We start from the raw sequence: 16,018 nt of genomic DNA, 5'->3' as shown, positions 1-16,018 counted from the left end.
TCCGTACAGGGCTGACTTCTCGCCTGACTCCCGTGGTTTGCCGTGGAGCTGCCTCGACGACGATGACCGCGCCACAGGCTGAAACAGCCGGGCAGCTGGTGTCCAGGGATAGATTCCATCACTGGCTGGCTCGCGGCGTCGTCGGTGGTGTTCGATACGCTGAGTCGGCGATGGTGGGTTCTTCGAGGAGGGTCGGAGTGACGGCAGGCGGTTTGCTTGATTCGGTGTTGGCAATTCCGTCGACCGCGCTGGCGATGAACTTCTACCTTGCCGACAGCGACAAGGAAGGCGGCTTCCGCACGAGTGCCGCCGAGCGGTGCGATCGCCTTCTCTCGCACCTTGGTCGCGTGAGCGGCGGAGACATCGTCATCGTCGGCGAAGCCCCGGGGTGGAAGGGTGCGCGCCAGTCGGGAGTGCCTTTCACGTCCGCCAAGACGGTCGGACTCGAGGGAGTATCCACCGAGGGAAGCGCCACTATCGTGCACGGCATGCTCTCGAGCCTCGGGATCGCGGACCGCACGCTTCTGTGGAATGCGTTTCCCCTCCACCCGCACGATGCGGGTGCGCCCCGGACCAACAGGACGCCGACCGACGAGGAGTTGGACTCGGGGCTGGCCCCACTTCGGCTGGCAGTGGCCGGTCGACGAATTATCTGTGTTGGCAACCCTGCACGAAGGAGCGTCGAGAAACTCCTCGGGTTCAAGCTGCCCGGAGCAGGCGACGCATCCGCCACCGGTCCCGCAGTTGCCATTCGACACCCTGCCAATGGAGGTGCCCCAGAGTTCAGATCCGGCCTCGCGACTGTAGGCGCACTCTGGAACCTGTAGCGCGCGGACGGACAATCTATTTGGCGGAGTTGCGGGACAAACTGCTGGCGGAAAGCGCCGGATGTGCCTCAGGCGGACAATCTAGTTGGCAGACCGACAGACACCAGCGCGCAGCTAAACTGGCAGGGATCAGGTCAGAAAGAGGCACCGTGTCGACACCCCAGCGCTCAGCACAGCAGCGCCCCTACGGCGGACTGACGACGCCGGATGCGGGAGTCGCCACCACCAGCGCCTACTGGCTGGTACCGGTGCTTCGCGCCATCCCCGCAGTGCTCGTCGGGTTGATCATCACCTTTACGGAAGACCACTCGCCGCGCATCGGTCTCATCGGATTCGGCGTTTTCGCATTCATCAGCGGTGTCGTGCTCCTCGCCGGCAGCCTGAAAACCATCACCGATCCAGTCGCGCGCGGGGTGTTCATCGCCCAGGCGTCCATCGCGCTGATTTCCGGAGCGGCAGCGGTGGCACTGTGGGACAGCGGAATCGGCGTGCTCCTGTTCGTCGTCACCGTCTATGCGGCGCTGACCGGAGCTCTCGAGCTGTACGCCGGTCTTCGTGCTCGCGGCGCCGCAGCCGCCCGGGATTGGGTCTCGGTCGGGGCGTACACCGCTGTCGCCGCCATCGTCTTCGTGCTCATTCCGCCGGACTCCATTCTGGCCACCGGCCTCATCGGTGCCTACGTGATCATCCTCGGGGTGTTCCTGCTGATCGGCGGGCTCTCGTTGAAGTGGGCCGCCGACAAGCAAGGCGAGCCCGGCCCAGTCGAAGGACCTGGCCCAGTCGAACGAAAGGTGTCACCATGACCGAACCGACCAGACGGGACAGGTTCCGTCCGGCAGAACTGATCGGACTCTCCGCGATCATCGCCCTGTTCGGCGGGCTGGTCACGCTCATGTCCACCCGCGACCTGGTATTGGCGCTGATCTTCTTCGGGATCATCTTCATCCTGACCCTGATGACCATCGCCCTGCTGGTCATGGCGATCAAGCCCGACCAGGCCGAGGAGCAAGACCTCGAAGAACAGAACCGCGGAGTCCTCCGGCAACCACGTGGTCGCAAAGACGCCTGACGCTCGGGTTCCCTACCCCAGGTAGTCCACCAAGTCACTGGCCAGACCGACATAACCCCGAGGGGTGAGAGCGGACAGTCGCGCCTTCGCCTCAGGTGAGACGTCGAGGCCTTCGACGAACTCGAGCAGCTCTGCCGCGCCGACCTTCTTGCCGCGGGTGAGCTCCTTGAGCAGGGCGTATGGGTCGGCGATCGTGCTGCGACCGGCGGCCACCTCGGCGCGAATCACCGTCTGGATCGCCTCGCCGAGGATCTCCCAGTTCGCATCGAGGTCTGCGCCAAGCCTGGCCGGGTCGACGGCGATCTCGCCGAGCCCGCGATGGATGTTGTCGAGAGCCAGAAGGGAGTGCCCGAGCGCGACGCCAACGTTGCGCTGGGTGGTGGAGTCGGTGAGGTCCCGCTGGAGGCGACTGGTGACCAGGGTCTGGGCGAGGGAATCGAGCAACGCGCAGGACAACTCGAGGTTCGCCTCGGCATTCTCGAACCGGATCGGGTTGATCTTGTGCGGCATGGTGGATGAGCCGGTGGCTCCGGCCTGAGGAATCTGGGTGAAGTAGCCGATCGAGATGTAGGTCCAGACATCCGTGCACAGGTTGTGCAGGATGCGGTTCACGTGGCCCACCCGCTGGTAGAGCTCGGCCTGCCAGTCGTGGGACTCGATCTGGGTGGTGAGCGGATTCCAGACCAGGCCGAGCGAGGTGACGAACTCCTTCGAGATGACCGGCCAGTCCTGGCTCGGATCGGCTGCGACATGGGCCGAGAACGTGCCGGTCGCCCCGCTGAACTTGCCGAGGTACTCTGTGGCCTCGACCTGCTTGATGATTCGCTCCAGGCGGTAGACGACGACCGCGAACTCTTTACCCACGGTGGTTGGCGTGGCCGGCTGGCCGTGGGTGTGGGCAAGCATCGGTTCGTCGCGGTGCGCAGTGGCCCGCTCACGCAGGGCAGCAACCACGCCGCGCACCTTCGGCAACCAGACCTGCCTCATGGCGTCGCCGATGGTGATCGCGTACGACAGGTTGTTCACGTCTTCACTGGTGCAGGCGAAGTGGGTGAGTTCGGCGATCGACTCGAGGCCGAGCTCGGCGAGCTTGCCGCGAACCAGGTACTCCACCGCCTTCACGTCGTGGCGGGTGGTGGCCTCCAGCGACGCGAGCTGGTCGATCTCCGCCTGACCGAATTCGGTGACCATTGAGCGCAGGGCGGCCTTGTTGGCATCCGTCAGCGGCGTGGACCCGAACAGTTCATTGTCGGTGAGGTAGATGAGCCACTCCACCTCGACGTGTACCCGCGCGCGGTTCAGACCGGCCTCGGAGAGGTGCTCCCCCAGTTCGGAGACAGTGGCCCGGTAGCGTCCGTCGAGGGGGCTGAGAGGTTGGATGGGCAGGTGGCTCATGAGACTCCTCGCCGGATACCCGGCTCTATCTGGCGGAACAGCGCCGCACTGGCTTGCTTGATCGAACGCAGCACCGTGTCGAACAGTGCAGCATCCGAATAGTAGGGATCCGGGATGTCGATTGGGGACTGCTCTGAGTCGAAGCCGAGCAGCAATTGCACCTTGCCCCGGTCGGCGTCACTACCGGCCCAGGACTTCAGGATGCGTTCCTGGCTGCGGTCGAAGACCACCACCAGGTCGAGGCTCTCGAACCAGCTGGACTCGAACTGCTTCGCCCGATGCCGTGAACCATCGTAACCGTGCTCCGCCAGGGTCGCGAGGGTTCGGTAGTCGGACTGCTCGCCCACGTGCCAGTCACCGGTGCCGGCGGAGGTGACGGCAACCGTGCCCGCGTAACCGGCGTTCCGGACCTCTTCAGTGAACACGGCTTCGGCCATCGGTGAGCGGCAGATGTTGCCGGTGCAGACGAAACAGATGCGGAAGAGCGCCGACACGTCGAAGATGCGGTCGAAGCTCATGTCGTCATTGTCTCGCAGATGGCGGTGATGCGCAGTCTCCTCCTCCCCCGCGGCCATGTGAGGTCGTCCATTACGGGTTTCCGTTGCGCTCCGGCCTGTGGGCTGAGTGCCGACCACCATGGCGGTGGTGGAAGGAGGGCATTGGACGAGGAGCTGAATCGAAACCTGCGAGAGCAGGAGCACCGGTTGAGAGGAGTGATCGCGGTATTCGCGCGCGCATCCAGGCGGGCGGCAACGCTGGGCGACACTGTCGGATGGGTTGGACCTGCCAGCGCAGCGTACGACGCGGCAATCGGCGCGCTTCACATTGAGCTCTGGGTCGCAGAGGTGCACCTGAACGGCGCACTCCGCGACACCGTGAGCGCGATCACCACCGAGGATTCCTGTGGATGATGGACTCACCATCTCGGGCGGCGGCTCGACAGCGGTGGCGACGGCAGGGCTCTTCGAACAGGCCCGGGAACTGCATACCGTGATCATCGAGCTCGATGACTGCCTGGCACGACTCGAATCGATCGACCGCGGCATCAGCGGCGCGGAGCTTCGCGCCTGGAATGCGAAATACCGGGCCTTCGCCGCAGAGGCCCGCATCGACGACGCCGTGACCGCACTGAGGGTGGCGAACGCCACGGCGCGGTCCGTGGTCCAGGCGCTCGGGGCATCCGCTGAGGCGTATGGCCTGGTGGAACGCACATTGCAGGGTCTCAGTCAGGCGCTCGCCGCGAAGTTCGCGTACGTGCTCGGCTTCGCCTTCCCCTGGCTGGCGTTCCTGTTCGGGCCGACGCTCGCCTCGAGCGCGGCGTCGGGCGCATTGGCCTATGCCATGATGCCCGGAGAGAAGCGGGAGTCGCTGCATCGCTGGCTTGCCGACCAGAACGAGATCGTCACCACCCCCGGGCTGGTCACCCTGGTTCGACTCGGGGTGATGAGCGCCGATGACTTCGGTGGCGGCGTCGCGCGAGTGAGTCCGCAGCTTCTTGCGCTCCTTGGAGACGAGGGGCTGGGACTCCTCGGGCTCACCACCTCGGCCGGGCTTCTCGCCGCCGCTGTGAGGCCATACGGAGCGCTCGCCGAGACGCCGGTGCGGGTGAACCGCGTGTCGACGCGTGCCGTCGACACGCCAGCCACCACCTTCGAGGAACGGGCCAGGCGCATCCCGCAGGGCGATTCACAGGTCCGTATCGACCGTTTCCACACCGATGGACAACCCGATCGCTTCGAGGTCTACATCGGCGGGACCAAAGACCTCAGTCTGGTCGCCGGCAAAGAGCCGTGGGACATGACCAGCAATGTGAACGCCTTGTCGATGGGAGACGCCGGTTCCTATCGGGCGGTGGAGGAGGCCATGCGGCTGGCCGGTATCGAAGCGGATTCGCCGGTCCAGTTCGCCGGCCACTCACAGGGCGGGCTGGTCGCATCCGCCCTGGCCTCATCCGGCGACTACAACGCCCAGGGCTTGTTCACGGTCGGCGGTGTGGTCAGCCAACGGCTGGTGCCGGAGGGTGTTCCGTGGCTGGCGATCGAGCACACCGACGACCTGGTGCCGGCCCTCGGGGGAAACCGGTCGGCTCCAGACGCCGTGCTGGTACGACGGCAGGCTTTCGCCGACGAAGCGGTGCCGAGCGAGACCGTGCTTCCTGCGCACGAGCTGACCCGCTACCGGCAGACGGCGGCGATGCTCGACGGGAGTGATGATGGGCGGTCCGGGCCGATCCTGGAGCGCCTCAACAACCTTGGTGCTGGCGCCGAAACGGTGACAACCACGCGATACCTGGCTCGGCGCGTGACCGGATAGCGGATGTCGGGAGGTTAGCGGCGGGCGTTCTTGCCGAGCACCGGGCGCAGCACGATGCTGATCAGCCAGCTCAACAGCGCGAGCACCACCGCTCCGAGCACGCCCCACCAGAAGCCGTCAACTTGAAGGCCGAATCCGATCAGGTCGGAGATCCACGCCACCAGCAGCAGGAGGAGCGAGTTCACCACCAGCGCGATGAGGCCCAGGGTCAGGATGTAGATGGGGAACGCGACGATACGGATGAAGTTGCCGATCACCCCATTGACGATCCCGAAGATGCCGGCGACCAGCAGGAAGGTCAGCACCTTCGCGGTGGTGTCGTCCGGCTCGTAGGCCACGACGCTCACCCCGGCGACCAGCATGGTGGTGATCCAGAGGGCCAGCGCATTGATCAGGAGGCGCACCAGGAAACGTGTCATTCCCCAACTATTGCAGTCACCCGGGATGACGGGCAATCGCCACCATCGCTTAAGGTGAAGTGGTGACCACTCCCGACCCCTCCTCCGAAGTGATGACCGGCGTGCGTTTGCGACCCGAGATCGTCGCGACGGCCGCCTACCGCCAGGGCAAGCCGGCTCCGGCCGACTCGTTCAAATTGTCATCGAACGAGAACCCGTTCCCTCCGATCAAGGCAGTGACGGACGCCATCGCCCAGTCGGCGACCAATAGGTACCCGGATGCTTCGGCGGCAGTCCTGCGCGCGCGGCTGGCTGAGCGCTACCAACTGCCCGTCGAGTCGGTGCACACCGGGGCCGGCTCGGTGTCGATCCTCGCCCAATTGGTGCAGGCGGTCGCCGGTCCTGGTGACGAGATCGTCTACGCCTGGCGCTCGTTCGAGGCCTACCCCGGCCTGGTGACGGTCGCCGGCGCCACCAGCGTGCAGGTGCCGAACCTGCCGGACCACCGCCACGACCTGCCGGCGATGGCCGCAGCCGTCACCGACAAGACCCGCGCCGTCATCGTCTGCACCCCCAACAACCCGACCAGCACCATCGTCACCAGGGACGAGTTCGCCCGCTTCATGGCCGAAGTGCCGCGCACCGTATTGGTGATCCTCGATGAGGCCTACGCCGAATTCGTCACCGACGGCAATGCCGTGCGCGGGAGGGACGAGCTGGCCGAGCATCCGAATCTCGTCGTGTTGCGGACCTTCTCGAAGGCATACGGTCTGGCCGGCCTGCGCATCGGGTTCGCCCTCGGTGCACCATACATCCTGGACGCGGCGCGCAACACGGCGATCCCTCTCTCGGTCACCGAGCCTGCCCAGCGGGCGGCGATGGCCGCGCTCGACCACGAGCAGGAACTGCTGGACCAGGTGGCGGCGATCGTCGAACAGCGCGACAGTACCTGGGCCGCACTCGTCGAGCAGGGCTGGGAGATCCCCCGCCCGCAGGGCAACTTCGTCTGGTTCCCCACCGGCGAATTCACGACCGAGGCATCCGACATTTTCGTCGATCATGGCATCGTCGGGCGGGCCCTCGGCGACGGCATCCGCATCTCCATCGGTGAACCCGAGTCTGTGGACAAGCTCCTAGAGGCTGCGGTTGAGGTTGTCGAGAAGCTCCCATCGGGCGCCTAGCCGCCCGCATTAGATTAGAAACTTGGTTTCGCGGCGGGCAGCGCTCCGCCGATAGTCGCCGGTTCCCGTACCGACGATTCGACAGGACGGCGAGGCACGTGTGGAAGACAGCCTGAACACCGGCGACCAGGGCGCTGCCGATACGGTGCGGTTGCTGGATGCCCAGGGCGTTCTCACCACTGACGGCGTCGCCGCGGAATACCTGCGTTACATCGAGCAGTTGACGGATGCCCAGCTGAAGCGGTTCCACCGCGACATGGTGATCACCCGCCGGTTCGACGTCGAGGCGGCCAACCTGCAGAAGCAGGGCGAGATGGGACTGTGGGTGCCGAGCGTCGGCCAGGAGGCCGCCCAGGTGGGATCGGCCCACGCTGCGCGCTCGCAGGACCACCTGTTCCCGGCCTACCGGGAGCACGCCGTCGGCATGGTTCGCGGGCTCGACCCGCTGCGCGTCGTCGAACTGCTGAGGGGCAACACGCACGGGGGCTGGAACCCGGCCGAGACCGGAAACTTCCACCTCTACACGCTCGTGATCGGCTCGCACACCCTCCACGCGACCGGGTATGCCATGGGTATCGCCTTCGACGGCAAGTGCGCGACCGGCGACCCTGAGGTTGACGAAGCCGTCATGGTCTACTTCGGTGACGGGTCCACCTCGCAGGGCGATGTGAGCGAAGCGCTCGTCTTCGCCGCCAGCTACCAGACCCCGCAGGTGTTCTTCCTGCAGAACAACCAGTGGGCGATCTCCGTGCCGGTGAGCGTGCAGTCGCGCACCCCGCTGGTGCAGCGCCCGGCCGGCTTCGGGATCCCCGGAGTGCAGATCGACGGCAACGACGTACTGGCCAGCTACGCCGTCACCGCGAAGAACCTCGACGACGCCCGCAGCGGGTTGGGGCCCCGCTTCATCGAAGCGCTCACCTACCGCATCGGTGCCCACACCTCATCGGACGACCCGACCAAGTACCGAACGGATGCCGAACTCCAGTCCTGGGTCGCCCGCGACCCGATCACGCGGTACGAGGCGTGGTTGCGGTCGAAGGGAGAGGGCGACCAGTTCTTCGCCGAGGTTGAGGCCGAGGCTGAAGACCTGGCTGCAGACATCCGCCACCGTACCCACGCGCTGGAAAGCCCGAGCACCGACAAGATCTTCGACCACGTGTACTCCGAGCCGCATCCGGTCACGACCGAACAGAAGGCGTGGCTGGCCGGCTACGAGTCGTCGTTCGGGGGTGCAGTGTGAGCACGTCAACGGACACCGTCGAGATGCCACTCGCCAAGGCGCTCAACGCCGGGCTGCGCAAGGCGCTCGCCGACGACCCGAAGGTCCTGCTGATGGGTGAGGACATTGGACCGCTCGGCGGCGTGTTCCGGGTGACCGAGAACCTGCAGGCGGAGTTCGGCAAGCGGGTCATCGACACTCCCCTGGCCGAGTCGGGCATCATCGGCACCGCCATCGGGCTGGCCATGCGTGGCTACCGGCCGGTATGCGAGATCCAGTTCGACGGGTTCATCTTCCCTGGCTTCGACCAGATCACCACCCAACTCGCCAAGATGACGAACCGCCATGAAGGCCAGGTGCAGATGCCGGTCGTCATCCGCGTGCCATACGGTGGCCACATCGGGGCGGTCGAGCACCACCAGGAGAGCCCAGAGGCGTATTTCGCGCACACACCTGGGCTGCGCCTGGTCAGCCCCAGCACGCCGCACGATGCGTATTGGATGATCCAGGAGGCTATTGCCTCGAACGATCCGGTGATGTTCTTCGAACCGAAGAGCCGCTATTGGCACAAGGGCCCGGTCGACCTGTCCCAGAACACCGCCCCGCTGCACTCCAGCAAGGTGGTTCGTCCCGGGACGGATGTCACGCTGATCGGCCACGGGGCAATGGTGACCGTGCTGCTTCAGGCGGCCGAGATCGCCCAGGCTGAGGGCACCAGCGTCGAGGTCGTCGACCTGCGCTCCCTCTCCCCCATCGACTATGCGCCGATCCTCTCCTCGGTGGAGAAGACCGGGCGCGTGGTCATCGCCTCCGAGGCGCCGGGCTTCGTCAGCGTCTCATCCGAGATCGCAGCGACCGTCGCCGAGCGGGCCTTCTACTCGCTGGAGGCTCCGGTGCTCCGCGTCACCGGGTTCGACGCACCGTTCCCGCCAGCCAAGCTGGAGACCACCTACCTGCCCGACGCCGACCGGGTGCTCGAGGCTGTCGACCGCGCCATGGCCTACTGAGTGAGGACCACTATGACCACGTCAGAATTCCTGCTGCCGGATGCCGGTGAAGGCCTCACCGAGGCTGAGATCGTTTCATGGAAGGTCGCCGTGGGCGACACCGTGGCGGTGAACCAGGTCATCGTCGAGATCGAAACGGCCAAGTCGCTGGTCGAGTTGCCGTCGCCGTTCGACGGTGTGGTCGAGGCGATCCTTGTGGAGGAGGGCGTCACGGTCGCGGTGGGTACTCCGATCATCGCGGTGGCGACCGGCGCGAGCCCTGCTGGTCGAGGAGCGCCCGAGCGCAGCGAGGACGCGCAGGATGAAGGGGCCGACACCGTGGCCGACGCTGCAGCGAGCGTCTCATCCGAGGACCAGCCGGGTGCGGTACTGGTCGGCTATGGACTCAAAGGTTCCGTCTCCTCCCGCCGAACGGGGCGCAGGGCAGTGCCGGAGGTCCGGCCGGCAGTGCCACCGGCATCCGGCACCGTCCTGGCCAAGCCGCCCGTTCGCAAACTGGCCAAAGACCTCGAAGTCGACCTCGCATCCGTCACCGCCACCGGTCCGATCGGCGAAGTCACCCGGGACGACGTGCTGCGCCAGGCCTCCCAGGTGAGCGTCTTCCGCAACCTGCAGACGCCGGAGTGGGCGTCGGAGCGGGAGGAGCGGATTCCGGTCAAGGGTGTGCGCAAGGCCATCGCCAGCGCGATGGTGTCCAGCGCGTTCTCGGCGCCGCACGTCGGTGTCTTCGTTGATGTCGACGCGACGCGCACGATGGAGTTCGTGAAACGGCTGAAGGCTTCGACCGACTTCGCGGGTGTGAAGGTCTCGCCATTGCTCATCATCGCCAAGGCGATCAGCTGGGCAGTGCGACGCAATCCCACCGTGAACGCGCAGTGGACCGATGACGAGATCATCGTCAAGCATTTCGTGAACCTGGGGATCGCCGCGGCAACACCGCGGGGGCTGATCGTGCCCAACATCAAGGATGCGCACGACCTCTCCCTGCTGGAACTCGCCCAGGCGATCGAGCAGCTGACTACGACCGCGCGGGACGGCAAAACCCAGCCGGCCGAGATGGCGAACGGCACCATCACCATCACCAACATCGGCGTCTTCGGCATGGACACCGGAACGCCGATCCTGAACCCCGGCGAGGTGGCGATCGTCGCGCTGGGCACCATCAAGCAGAAGCCGTGGGTGGTCGATGGTGAGGTGCGGGCGCGTTTTGTGACGACACTCGGCGCGAGTTTCGACCATCGGGTGGTCGATGGGGACGTCGCGAGCCGTTTCCTGGCGGATGTTGCGAGCATCGTCGAGGAACCGGCCCTCCTCCTCGACTGAGCTCCCCGGGCGTATGGTTTACTTATTGATAACGAGTCTCATTAGCAGGACTCCTTCACTTAGAAATACCCACTCCATGCGCTCTCGCACGAAGACGGGCATCGCCCTCACCGCTCTCCTCACCGCCGCCAGCCTCGCGGCGTGCACGGCTCAGCCCGCCCCGGCAGACGACGGCGTCATCTCCGTCGTCGCCTCCACCAACGTGTACGGAAACATCGCCGAGCTCATCGGCGGTGACCTGATCGAGGTCACCTCGATCATCGACGATCCGTCCCAGGACCCGCATTCCTTCGAAGCGGATGCCCGGACGCAACTCACTCTCTCAAAGGCCGACATTGTCATTGAGAATGGTGGCGGATACGACGGCTTCGTCGACCAGTTGCTGTCCAGCCTCCCCCACTCGGACCAGGTGGTACTCAGCGCGGTAGAGCTCAGCCCCCTCGAACTCGAGGGCGGCGATGAGCACGCCGAGGAAGAGGAAGAAGGTCACGAGGGGCACGGCCATGGCGCCTTCAACGAGCACGTCTGGTACCACTTCGCCACCGTTCGAGCAGTCGCCATCGCAGTTCAGGACGCCCTGGCTTCGATTGACCCCGCCAATGCCGACCGTTACGAGTCGAACGCAGCCCTGCTGGTCGACGAGCTGGATGCGCTCGGTGAGCGGGCAGCCGCCATTCATTCAGCGCATGACGGTACCGGCGTTGCCATCACCGAGCCAGTCCCGCTCTACCTGCTGGAGGCCGCGGGGCTCCACAACGTCACCCCGGCCGACTTCAGTGAGGCGATCGAGGGGGGTTCCGAAGTGTCGGCGGCGACCCTGAACGAAACCCTCAAGTTGTTCTCGACCGGCGAGGCGCTCCTGCTGGTCTACAACGACCAGACCACGAGCCCGGAGACGGAGGCGCTGCTCGCACAAGCAGAAGGAGCCGGCGTGCCCGTCATCCCGGTGACCGAGCTGCTGCCGGAAGGCACCGACTACATCGGGTGGATGAACGGCAACCTCGACTCGCTGGAGTCCGCGCTGGGCACGTCGTAATGAGCGGATGGAGGAGGGCATAGTGAGCGAGGCCGTACTCAGGCTCCGCGCCGCCACCCTTCGCTTCGGTGAGCGGGAGCTCTGGAGCAACCTCAACCTCGAGATCCGGCCGGGCGAGTTCATCGCCGTGCTCGGACCGAACGGGTCAGGCAAGACGAGCCTGGTGAAGACCGTCCTCGGGCAGCAGCGGCTCACCTCAGGCACGATCAGCCTCTTCGACGAGCCGGTCTCGAACGGCCACCGGCGTCTCGGCTACATCCCCCAGCAGAAGGTTCTCGACGACGACACACCGGTTCGTGCGCGCGACCTGGTGGCGTTCGGGCTCGACGGGCACCGGTGGGGACTGCCCCGCTGGTCGCGCGCGGCACGGCGACAGGTGGACGAGGTCCTGGACGCCGTCGGTGCGAGCAGCTACGCGGATGTTCCGGTCGGCACCCTCTCCGGCGGCGAGCAACAGCGAATCCGTGTAGCGCAGTCGATTATCGGTAATCCCGCCCTGATGCTGTGCGACGAGCCCCTGTCCTCCCTCGACCTGCACCACCAGCGGGTGATCAGCGAGTTGATCGACGAACAGGCCAAGGCGCGTGGCTCCGCGGTGATCTTCGTCACCCACGACGTCAACCCGATCCTCGGGATGGTGGACCGCGTGTTGTACCTGGCCGGCGGCCGATTCCAGGTGGGGACACCGGATGAGGTGCTGCGCTCCGAGGTGCTGTCATACATGTACGACACCCCGGTCGAGGTGATCCGCAGCCGTGGCCGGATCGCAGTGCTCGGTGCGCCGGAAGGCTACGGCGTACACGACCACCTCGAGCACCACCTCGACGAGAGGAGGCCGCAGCTGTGAGCCCTGATTTCTGGTCGACCCTCTTCAACTTCGACAACTACGGCGAGTTGCTCTACCTGGTGCGCAACTCGATCATCGCCGGAGCCATCCTCGGTGTCGTCGGCGGCCTGATCGGGCCATTCGTGATGAGCCGCGACCTCCCGTTCGCGGTTCACGGGGTGAGCGAGCTGTCGTTCGCCGGTGCCGCCGCCGCCCTCCTCTTCGGGGTCAATGTGGTGGCAGGGTCGATCGTCGGCTCGCTGCTGGCCGCCCTGCTGATCGGGATTCTCGGCGCCAGGGCGAGGGACCGCAACTCGATCATCGGCGTGCTGATGCCATTCGGGCTGGGCCTCGGCATCCTGTTCCTCGCCCTCTACAAGGGTCGTAGTGCCAACAAGTTCGGGCTGCTGACCGGGCAGATCGTGTCGGTCGACAACCCACAACTCACCCTGCTCGTCATCGTGTCGGTGATCGTTATCGTCGGGTTGTTGGTCATGTGGCGCCCGCTGACGTTCTCCAGCATCGACCCGGATGTCGCCCAGGCCAAGGGGCTTCCGGTCACCGCCATCTCGCTGGCTTTCATGGTGCTGCTCGGCCTGGCCACGGCGATCTCGATCCAGATCATCGGCGCTCTCCTGGTGCTCGCACTGCTGGTGACGCCCGCGGCAGCCGCCATGAGGGTGACGTCGTCGCCGCTGTTGACGCCGCTGTTGAGTGTGACGTTCGCCGTCGTCTCGGTGGTCGGCGGCATCCTGCTCTCGCTGGGAGGCGGCCTGCCGATCAGCCCGTTCGTGACCACCATCTCGTTCCTCATCTACCTGGTCTGCCGTCTCATCGAGTGGAACCGCAGGGGAAGCCAGGTTCGTATCGCGCGGCCGGCTCCGGTGGTGGTCCCATGAAAAGGAACACCTGGCAGCGGGAAGCCGTCCGCGAAGCCCTCGAGCACGAGGACGGTTTCGTGAGCGCCCAGTCACTGCACCTGACACTGCGGGAGAACGGTTCGCCGATCGGGCTGGCCACCGTGTACCGCGCGCTTGCCGATCTCGCCGCGAAGGGCCTGGCCGACTCCTTGCAGCAGGAGGGCGAGAGCCTGTACCGGGCCTGTACGTCGGGGCACCATCACCACCTGATCTGCCGCAACTGCGGCAAAGCCGTGGAGATCAAGGCGGATGCCGTCGAGCAGTGGGCGCGCGCCGTCGCCGCCGAGAACGGGTTCACTGAGCCGGAGCACGTGGTCGACGTGTTCGGCCTGTGCGCAGATTGCTCTGCACGCTGAGCTGCGTCAGCGGCGGCGGGACGCGTAGGCGAATGCCAGCGCGCCGAGTTTCGCCCGGGTGAGTGAGCCGCCGGTCACCACGTCGTGGATGGTGCGCAGCGCGTACGCCGGACCCTGCACCAGCAAGGTGGTCACCACGGACTCCTCCCACGCCTGCAACTCGTCGCGGATCTTCTCGGGTGGTCCGATCAACGCGACTTCCTCCACCAAGCGAGTGGGCACCGCGGCGATCGCCTCCTTCTTCCTGCCGGCCAGGTAGAGCTCCTGGATGCGGTCGCAGGCATCGGAGTAGCCGAGCCGGTCGATCACGTTGCGGTGGAAGTTGGCACCCTTCGCCCCCATGCCGCCCACGTACAGGGCGATGACCGGCCGCACCAGGTCGGCGGCCGCCTCCACGTCGGGGTGCGGGATGACCGCGAGCTGCACGGCGATTTCGAAAGCGGATGTCGGCGACAGTGCCGCATCGCGTCGGGAGAAGCCGTCGGCCAGGTATCCGGCAAATTCGGCATTGGCACGAGGTGAGAACAGGAACGGCAGCCACCCGTCCGCAATCTCCGCAGCGAGGGCGACATTCTTCGGGCCTTCCGCGGCGAGGTAGATGGGGAGGTTCGTGCGAAGCGGATGCACGGTCGACCGCAGCGGCTTGCCCAGCCCCGTGGCATCCGCCCCCTGGTATGGCAACGGATAGTGCGGTCCGGGCGCCGTCACCGCCGACTCGCGGGCCAGGATGTCGCGAACGATCGCCACGTACTCGCGGGTTCGGGCGAGCGGCTTCGGGTACGGCTGGCCGTACCAGCCCTCGACGACCTGGGGCCCGGATGCTCCGAGCCCGAGGATTGCGCGTCCGCCAGAGAGGTGGTCGAGACTGATGGCAGCCATGGCGGTTGCGGCGGGCGTTCGGGCGGAGAGCTGCGCGATTCCGGTGCCGAGCTTGATCCTCCGCGTGCGGGAACCCCACCAGGCCAGCGGCGTGAAGGCGTCCGAACCGTAGGCTTCCGCAGTCCACACGGACTCGTAACCGAGACGCTCCGCGGTGCGGATTGCCTTCAATGCACCCGCTGGTGGGCCCTGCTTCCAGTAGCCGGTCGCGTAACCGATGCGCATCCGCTGCCTCCCTATCGCCCGAGCAGTGCCGGTGTCAGCGTAGCCGCGGTTGCCGTAGCCTTGCGGATCGCATAAAGTGGAACGTTGCGTGCGGTATCTCCGTGCGCCTGTATGCAAACTCCCACCAGAAATGCACGGGAGTTGTGTGTGCCGACAAGAGATCTTGGGTAGGGCAGATCGTCCTACGGTATTCATGAAAGAGAGAATCACATGGCAGCAACCTGCCAGGTGACCGGGGCCGTTCCAGGCTTCGGGCACAACATTTCGCACTCGCACCGTCGCACCAAGCGCCGTTTCGACCCGAATGTCCAGAAGAAGACGTACTACGTGCCGTCGCTCCGTCGCAACGTGACCCTGACGCTCAGCGTCAAGGGAATCAAGACGATTGACGCTCGTGGCATCGAGTCGGTTGTCAAAGACCTGCTCGCCCGTGGGGAGAAGATCTAATGGCCAAGCAGCAGGACGTCCGTCCGATCATCAAGCTCCGCTCGACCGCCGGCACCGGGTACACCTACGTGACCCGCAAGAACCGCCGCAACAACCCAGACCGTCTCGTGTTGAAGAAGTATGACCCCGTCATCCGCCAGCACGTCGAATTCCGCGAGGAGCGCTAACCATGGCGAAGAAGAGCATGATTGCCAAGAACGAGCAGCGCAAGGTGATCGTCGCCCGCTACGCGGCGAAGCGCCTTGAGCTGAAGAAGGCCCTGGTCGACCCGGCGTCGACCGACGAGCAGCGCGAAGAGGCCCGTCTCGGCCTGCAGAAGCTGCCGCGCAACGCTTCACCGGTGCGCGTTCGCGGCCGCGACGCCATCGACGGTCGCCCACGAGGCTTCCTCAAGCAGTTCGGTGTTTCGCGTGTTCGCTTCCGCGATATGGCTCACCGGGGAGAATTGCCCGGAATTACCAAGTCAAGCTGGTAAATTCGTTGCAATGACGGGGTTTCCGATAAGGTTCCCTAGAAAAATTCAATGCTGAACTGAACCAAACGCTCATGCTGGAACAACCAGCAGGTGTGAATGTGTCAAATGTCCGAGGAGGACTT

At 65.6% G+C, this 16,018-nt stretch carries 20 protein-coding genes; 16 read left to right on the top strand and 4 right to left on the bottom strand.

Annotated elements, in window-relative coordinates; all coding sequences use genetic code 11:
* The first annotated feature begins 197 nt into the window (after positions 1-197).
* From ACX3O0_RS12610 to ACX3O0_RS12600, 3 genes are all read left to right on the top strand, one after another.
* A complete protein-coding gene (locus tag ACX3O0_RS12610) occupies positions 198-827 on the top strand; it encodes a uracil-DNA glycosylase (RefSeq protein WP_459089381.1) in 630 nt (209 codons plus the stop codon).
* Between the two features lie 149 nt (positions 828-976).
* Positions 977-1,630, top strand: coding sequence for a DUF308 domain-containing protein (locus ACX3O0_RS12605; protein ID WP_459089379.1), 654 nt, complete (start codon positions 977-979; stop codon positions 1,628-1,630).
* Positions 1,627-1,896: a hypothetical protein gene (locus tag ACX3O0_RS12600; RefSeq protein WP_459089377.1), complete on the top strand. Its 270-nt coding sequence runs from the start codon at positions 1,627-1,629 to the stop codon at positions 1,894-1,896. Before ACX3O0_RS12605 ends, ACX3O0_RS12600 begins: the two co-directional genes overlap by 4 nt.
* A gap of 12 nt (positions 1,897-1,908) precedes the next feature.
* Here the strand turns inward: ACX3O0_RS12600 and purB are convergent, their stop codons facing one another.
* Positions 1,909-3,291 (bottom strand): adenylosuccinate lyase, encoded by a 1,383-nt coding sequence (gene purB / locus ACX3O0_RS12595; protein ID WP_459107944.1) that lies wholly within the window; start codon positions 3,289-3,291, stop codon positions 1,909-1,911.
* Positions 3,288-3,809, bottom strand: coding sequence for a low molecular weight protein-tyrosine-phosphatase (locus ACX3O0_RS12590; protein WP_459089373.1), 522 nt, complete (start codon positions 3,807-3,809; stop codon positions 3,288-3,290). The genes purB and ACX3O0_RS12590 overlap by 4 nt, the downstream gene beginning before the upstream one ends.
* A 141-nt stretch (positions 3,810-3,950) precedes the next feature.
* Between ACX3O0_RS12590 and ACX3O0_RS12585 the strand changes: the two genes are divergently transcribed.
* Complete coding sequence (locus ACX3O0_RS12585; RefSeq protein ID WP_459107943.1) at positions 3,951-4,202, top strand: hypothetical protein; 252 nt, start codon at positions 3,951-3,953, stop codon at positions 4,200-4,202.
* Positions 4,195-5,604, top strand: a complete 1,410-nt coding sequence (locus ACX3O0_RS12580; RefSeq protein WP_459107942.1) for a hypothetical protein — start codon at positions 4,195-4,197, stop codon at positions 5,602-5,604. Before ACX3O0_RS12585 ends, ACX3O0_RS12580 begins: the two co-directional genes overlap by 8 nt.
* 14 nt (positions 5,605-5,618) lie before the next feature.
* Here ACX3O0_RS12580 and ACX3O0_RS12575 read toward each other — a convergent pair whose 3' ends face one another.
* Positions 5,619-6,023 carry a phage holin family protein gene (locus ACX3O0_RS12575; RefSeq protein WP_459089367.1) on the bottom strand — a complete coding sequence of 135 codons (405 nt, stop codon included), beginning with the start codon at positions 6,021-6,023 and terminating at the stop codon, positions 5,619-5,621.
* Between the two features lie 92 nt (positions 6,024-6,115).
* On the opposite strand from ACX3O0_RS12575, the gene ACX3O0_RS12570 reads away from it, so the two are divergent.
* The 8 genes from ACX3O0_RS12570 (at position 6,116) to ACX3O0_RS12535 (ending at position 13,870) form a co-directional block, all read left to right on the top strand.
* Positions 6,116-7,183, top strand: a complete 1,068-nt coding sequence (locus tag ACX3O0_RS12570) for a histidinol-phosphate transaminase (RefSeq protein ID WP_459108480.1) — start codon at positions 6,116-6,118, stop codon at positions 7,181-7,183.
* 100 nt (positions 7,184-7,283) lie between these two features.
* The gene (locus ACX3O0_RS12565) at positions 7,284-8,423 is read left to right on the top strand and encodes a thiamine pyrophosphate-dependent dehydrogenase E1 component subunit alpha (protein WP_459107941.1); all 1,140 of its coding nucleotides are present in this window, start codon (positions 7,284-7,286) and stop codon (positions 8,421-8,423) included.
* Positions 8,424-8,446: 23 nt separating this feature from the next.
* A complete protein-coding gene (locus tag ACX3O0_RS12560) occupies positions 8,447-9,409 on the top strand; it encodes an alpha-ketoacid dehydrogenase subunit beta (RefSeq protein ID WP_459108479.1) in 963 nt (320 codons plus the stop codon).
* A 12-nt stretch (positions 9,410-9,421) separates the two neighbouring features.
* Entirely contained in the window at positions 9,422-10,732 is a 1,311-nt protein-coding gene (locus tag ACX3O0_RS12555; RefSeq protein ID WP_459107940.1) for a dihydrolipoamide acetyltransferase family protein, read from the top strand.
* A 76-nt stretch (positions 10,733-10,808) separates the two neighbouring features.
* The gene (locus ACX3O0_RS12550) at positions 10,809-11,768 is read left to right on the top strand and encodes a metal ABC transporter solute-binding protein, Zn/Mn family (RefSeq protein WP_459107939.1); all 960 of its coding nucleotides are present in this window, start codon (positions 10,809-10,811) and stop codon (positions 11,766-11,768) included.
* A 19-nt stretch (positions 11,769-11,787) separates the two neighbouring features.
* Positions 11,788-12,615 (top strand): metal ABC transporter ATP-binding protein, encoded by an 828-nt coding sequence (locus ACX3O0_RS12545; protein WP_459108478.1) that lies wholly within the window; start codon positions 11,788-11,790, stop codon positions 12,613-12,615.
* Positions 12,612-13,493, top strand: coding sequence for a metal ABC transporter permease (locus ACX3O0_RS12540; RefSeq protein ID WP_459089353.1), 882 nt, complete (start codon positions 12,612-12,614; stop codon positions 13,491-13,493). The genes ACX3O0_RS12545 and ACX3O0_RS12540 overlap by 4 nt, the downstream gene beginning before the upstream one ends.
* Entirely contained in the window at positions 13,490-13,870 is a 381-nt protein-coding gene (locus ACX3O0_RS12535) for a Fur family transcriptional regulator (RefSeq protein WP_459107938.1), read from the top strand. The genes ACX3O0_RS12540 and ACX3O0_RS12535 overlap by 4 nt, the downstream gene beginning before the upstream one ends.
* Positions 13,871-13,876: 6 nt before the next feature.
* Here ACX3O0_RS12535 and ACX3O0_RS12530 read toward each other — a convergent pair whose 3' ends face one another.
* Positions 13,877-14,974 carry an LLM class F420-dependent oxidoreductase gene (locus ACX3O0_RS12530; protein WP_459107937.1) on the bottom strand — a complete coding sequence of 366 codons (1,098 nt, stop codon included), beginning with the start codon at positions 14,972-14,974 and terminating at the stop codon, positions 13,877-13,879.
* Positions 14,975-15,184: 210 nt separating this feature from the next.
* Between ACX3O0_RS12530 and rpmB the strand changes: the two genes are divergently transcribed.
* The 3 genes from rpmB to rpsN are packed head-to-tail and all read left to right on the top strand — an operon-like array spanning position 15,185 to position 15,896.
* Positions 15,185-15,421, top strand: a complete 237-nt coding sequence (gene rpmB, locus ACX3O0_RS12525) for a 50S ribosomal protein L28 (RefSeq protein ID WP_459089347.1) — start codon at positions 15,185-15,187, stop codon at positions 15,419-15,421.
* Positions 15,421-15,588, top strand: coding sequence for a 50S ribosomal protein L33 (gene rpmG / locus ACX3O0_RS12520; protein WP_108518565.1), 168 nt, complete (start codon positions 15,421-15,423; stop codon positions 15,586-15,588). Before rpmB ends, rpmG begins: the two co-directional genes overlap by 1 nt.
* Positions 15,589-15,590: 2 nt before the next feature.
* Entirely contained in the window at positions 15,591-15,896 is a 306-nt protein-coding gene (gene rpsN, locus ACX3O0_RS12515) for a 30S ribosomal protein S14 (RefSeq protein WP_459089344.1), read from the top strand.
* Positions 15,897-16,018 lie beyond the last annotated feature (122 nt).

This window comes from Homoserinimonas sp. A447, assembly GCF_054489325.1.
This window is presented reverse-complemented; position numbering and strand designations above follow the sequence as displayed.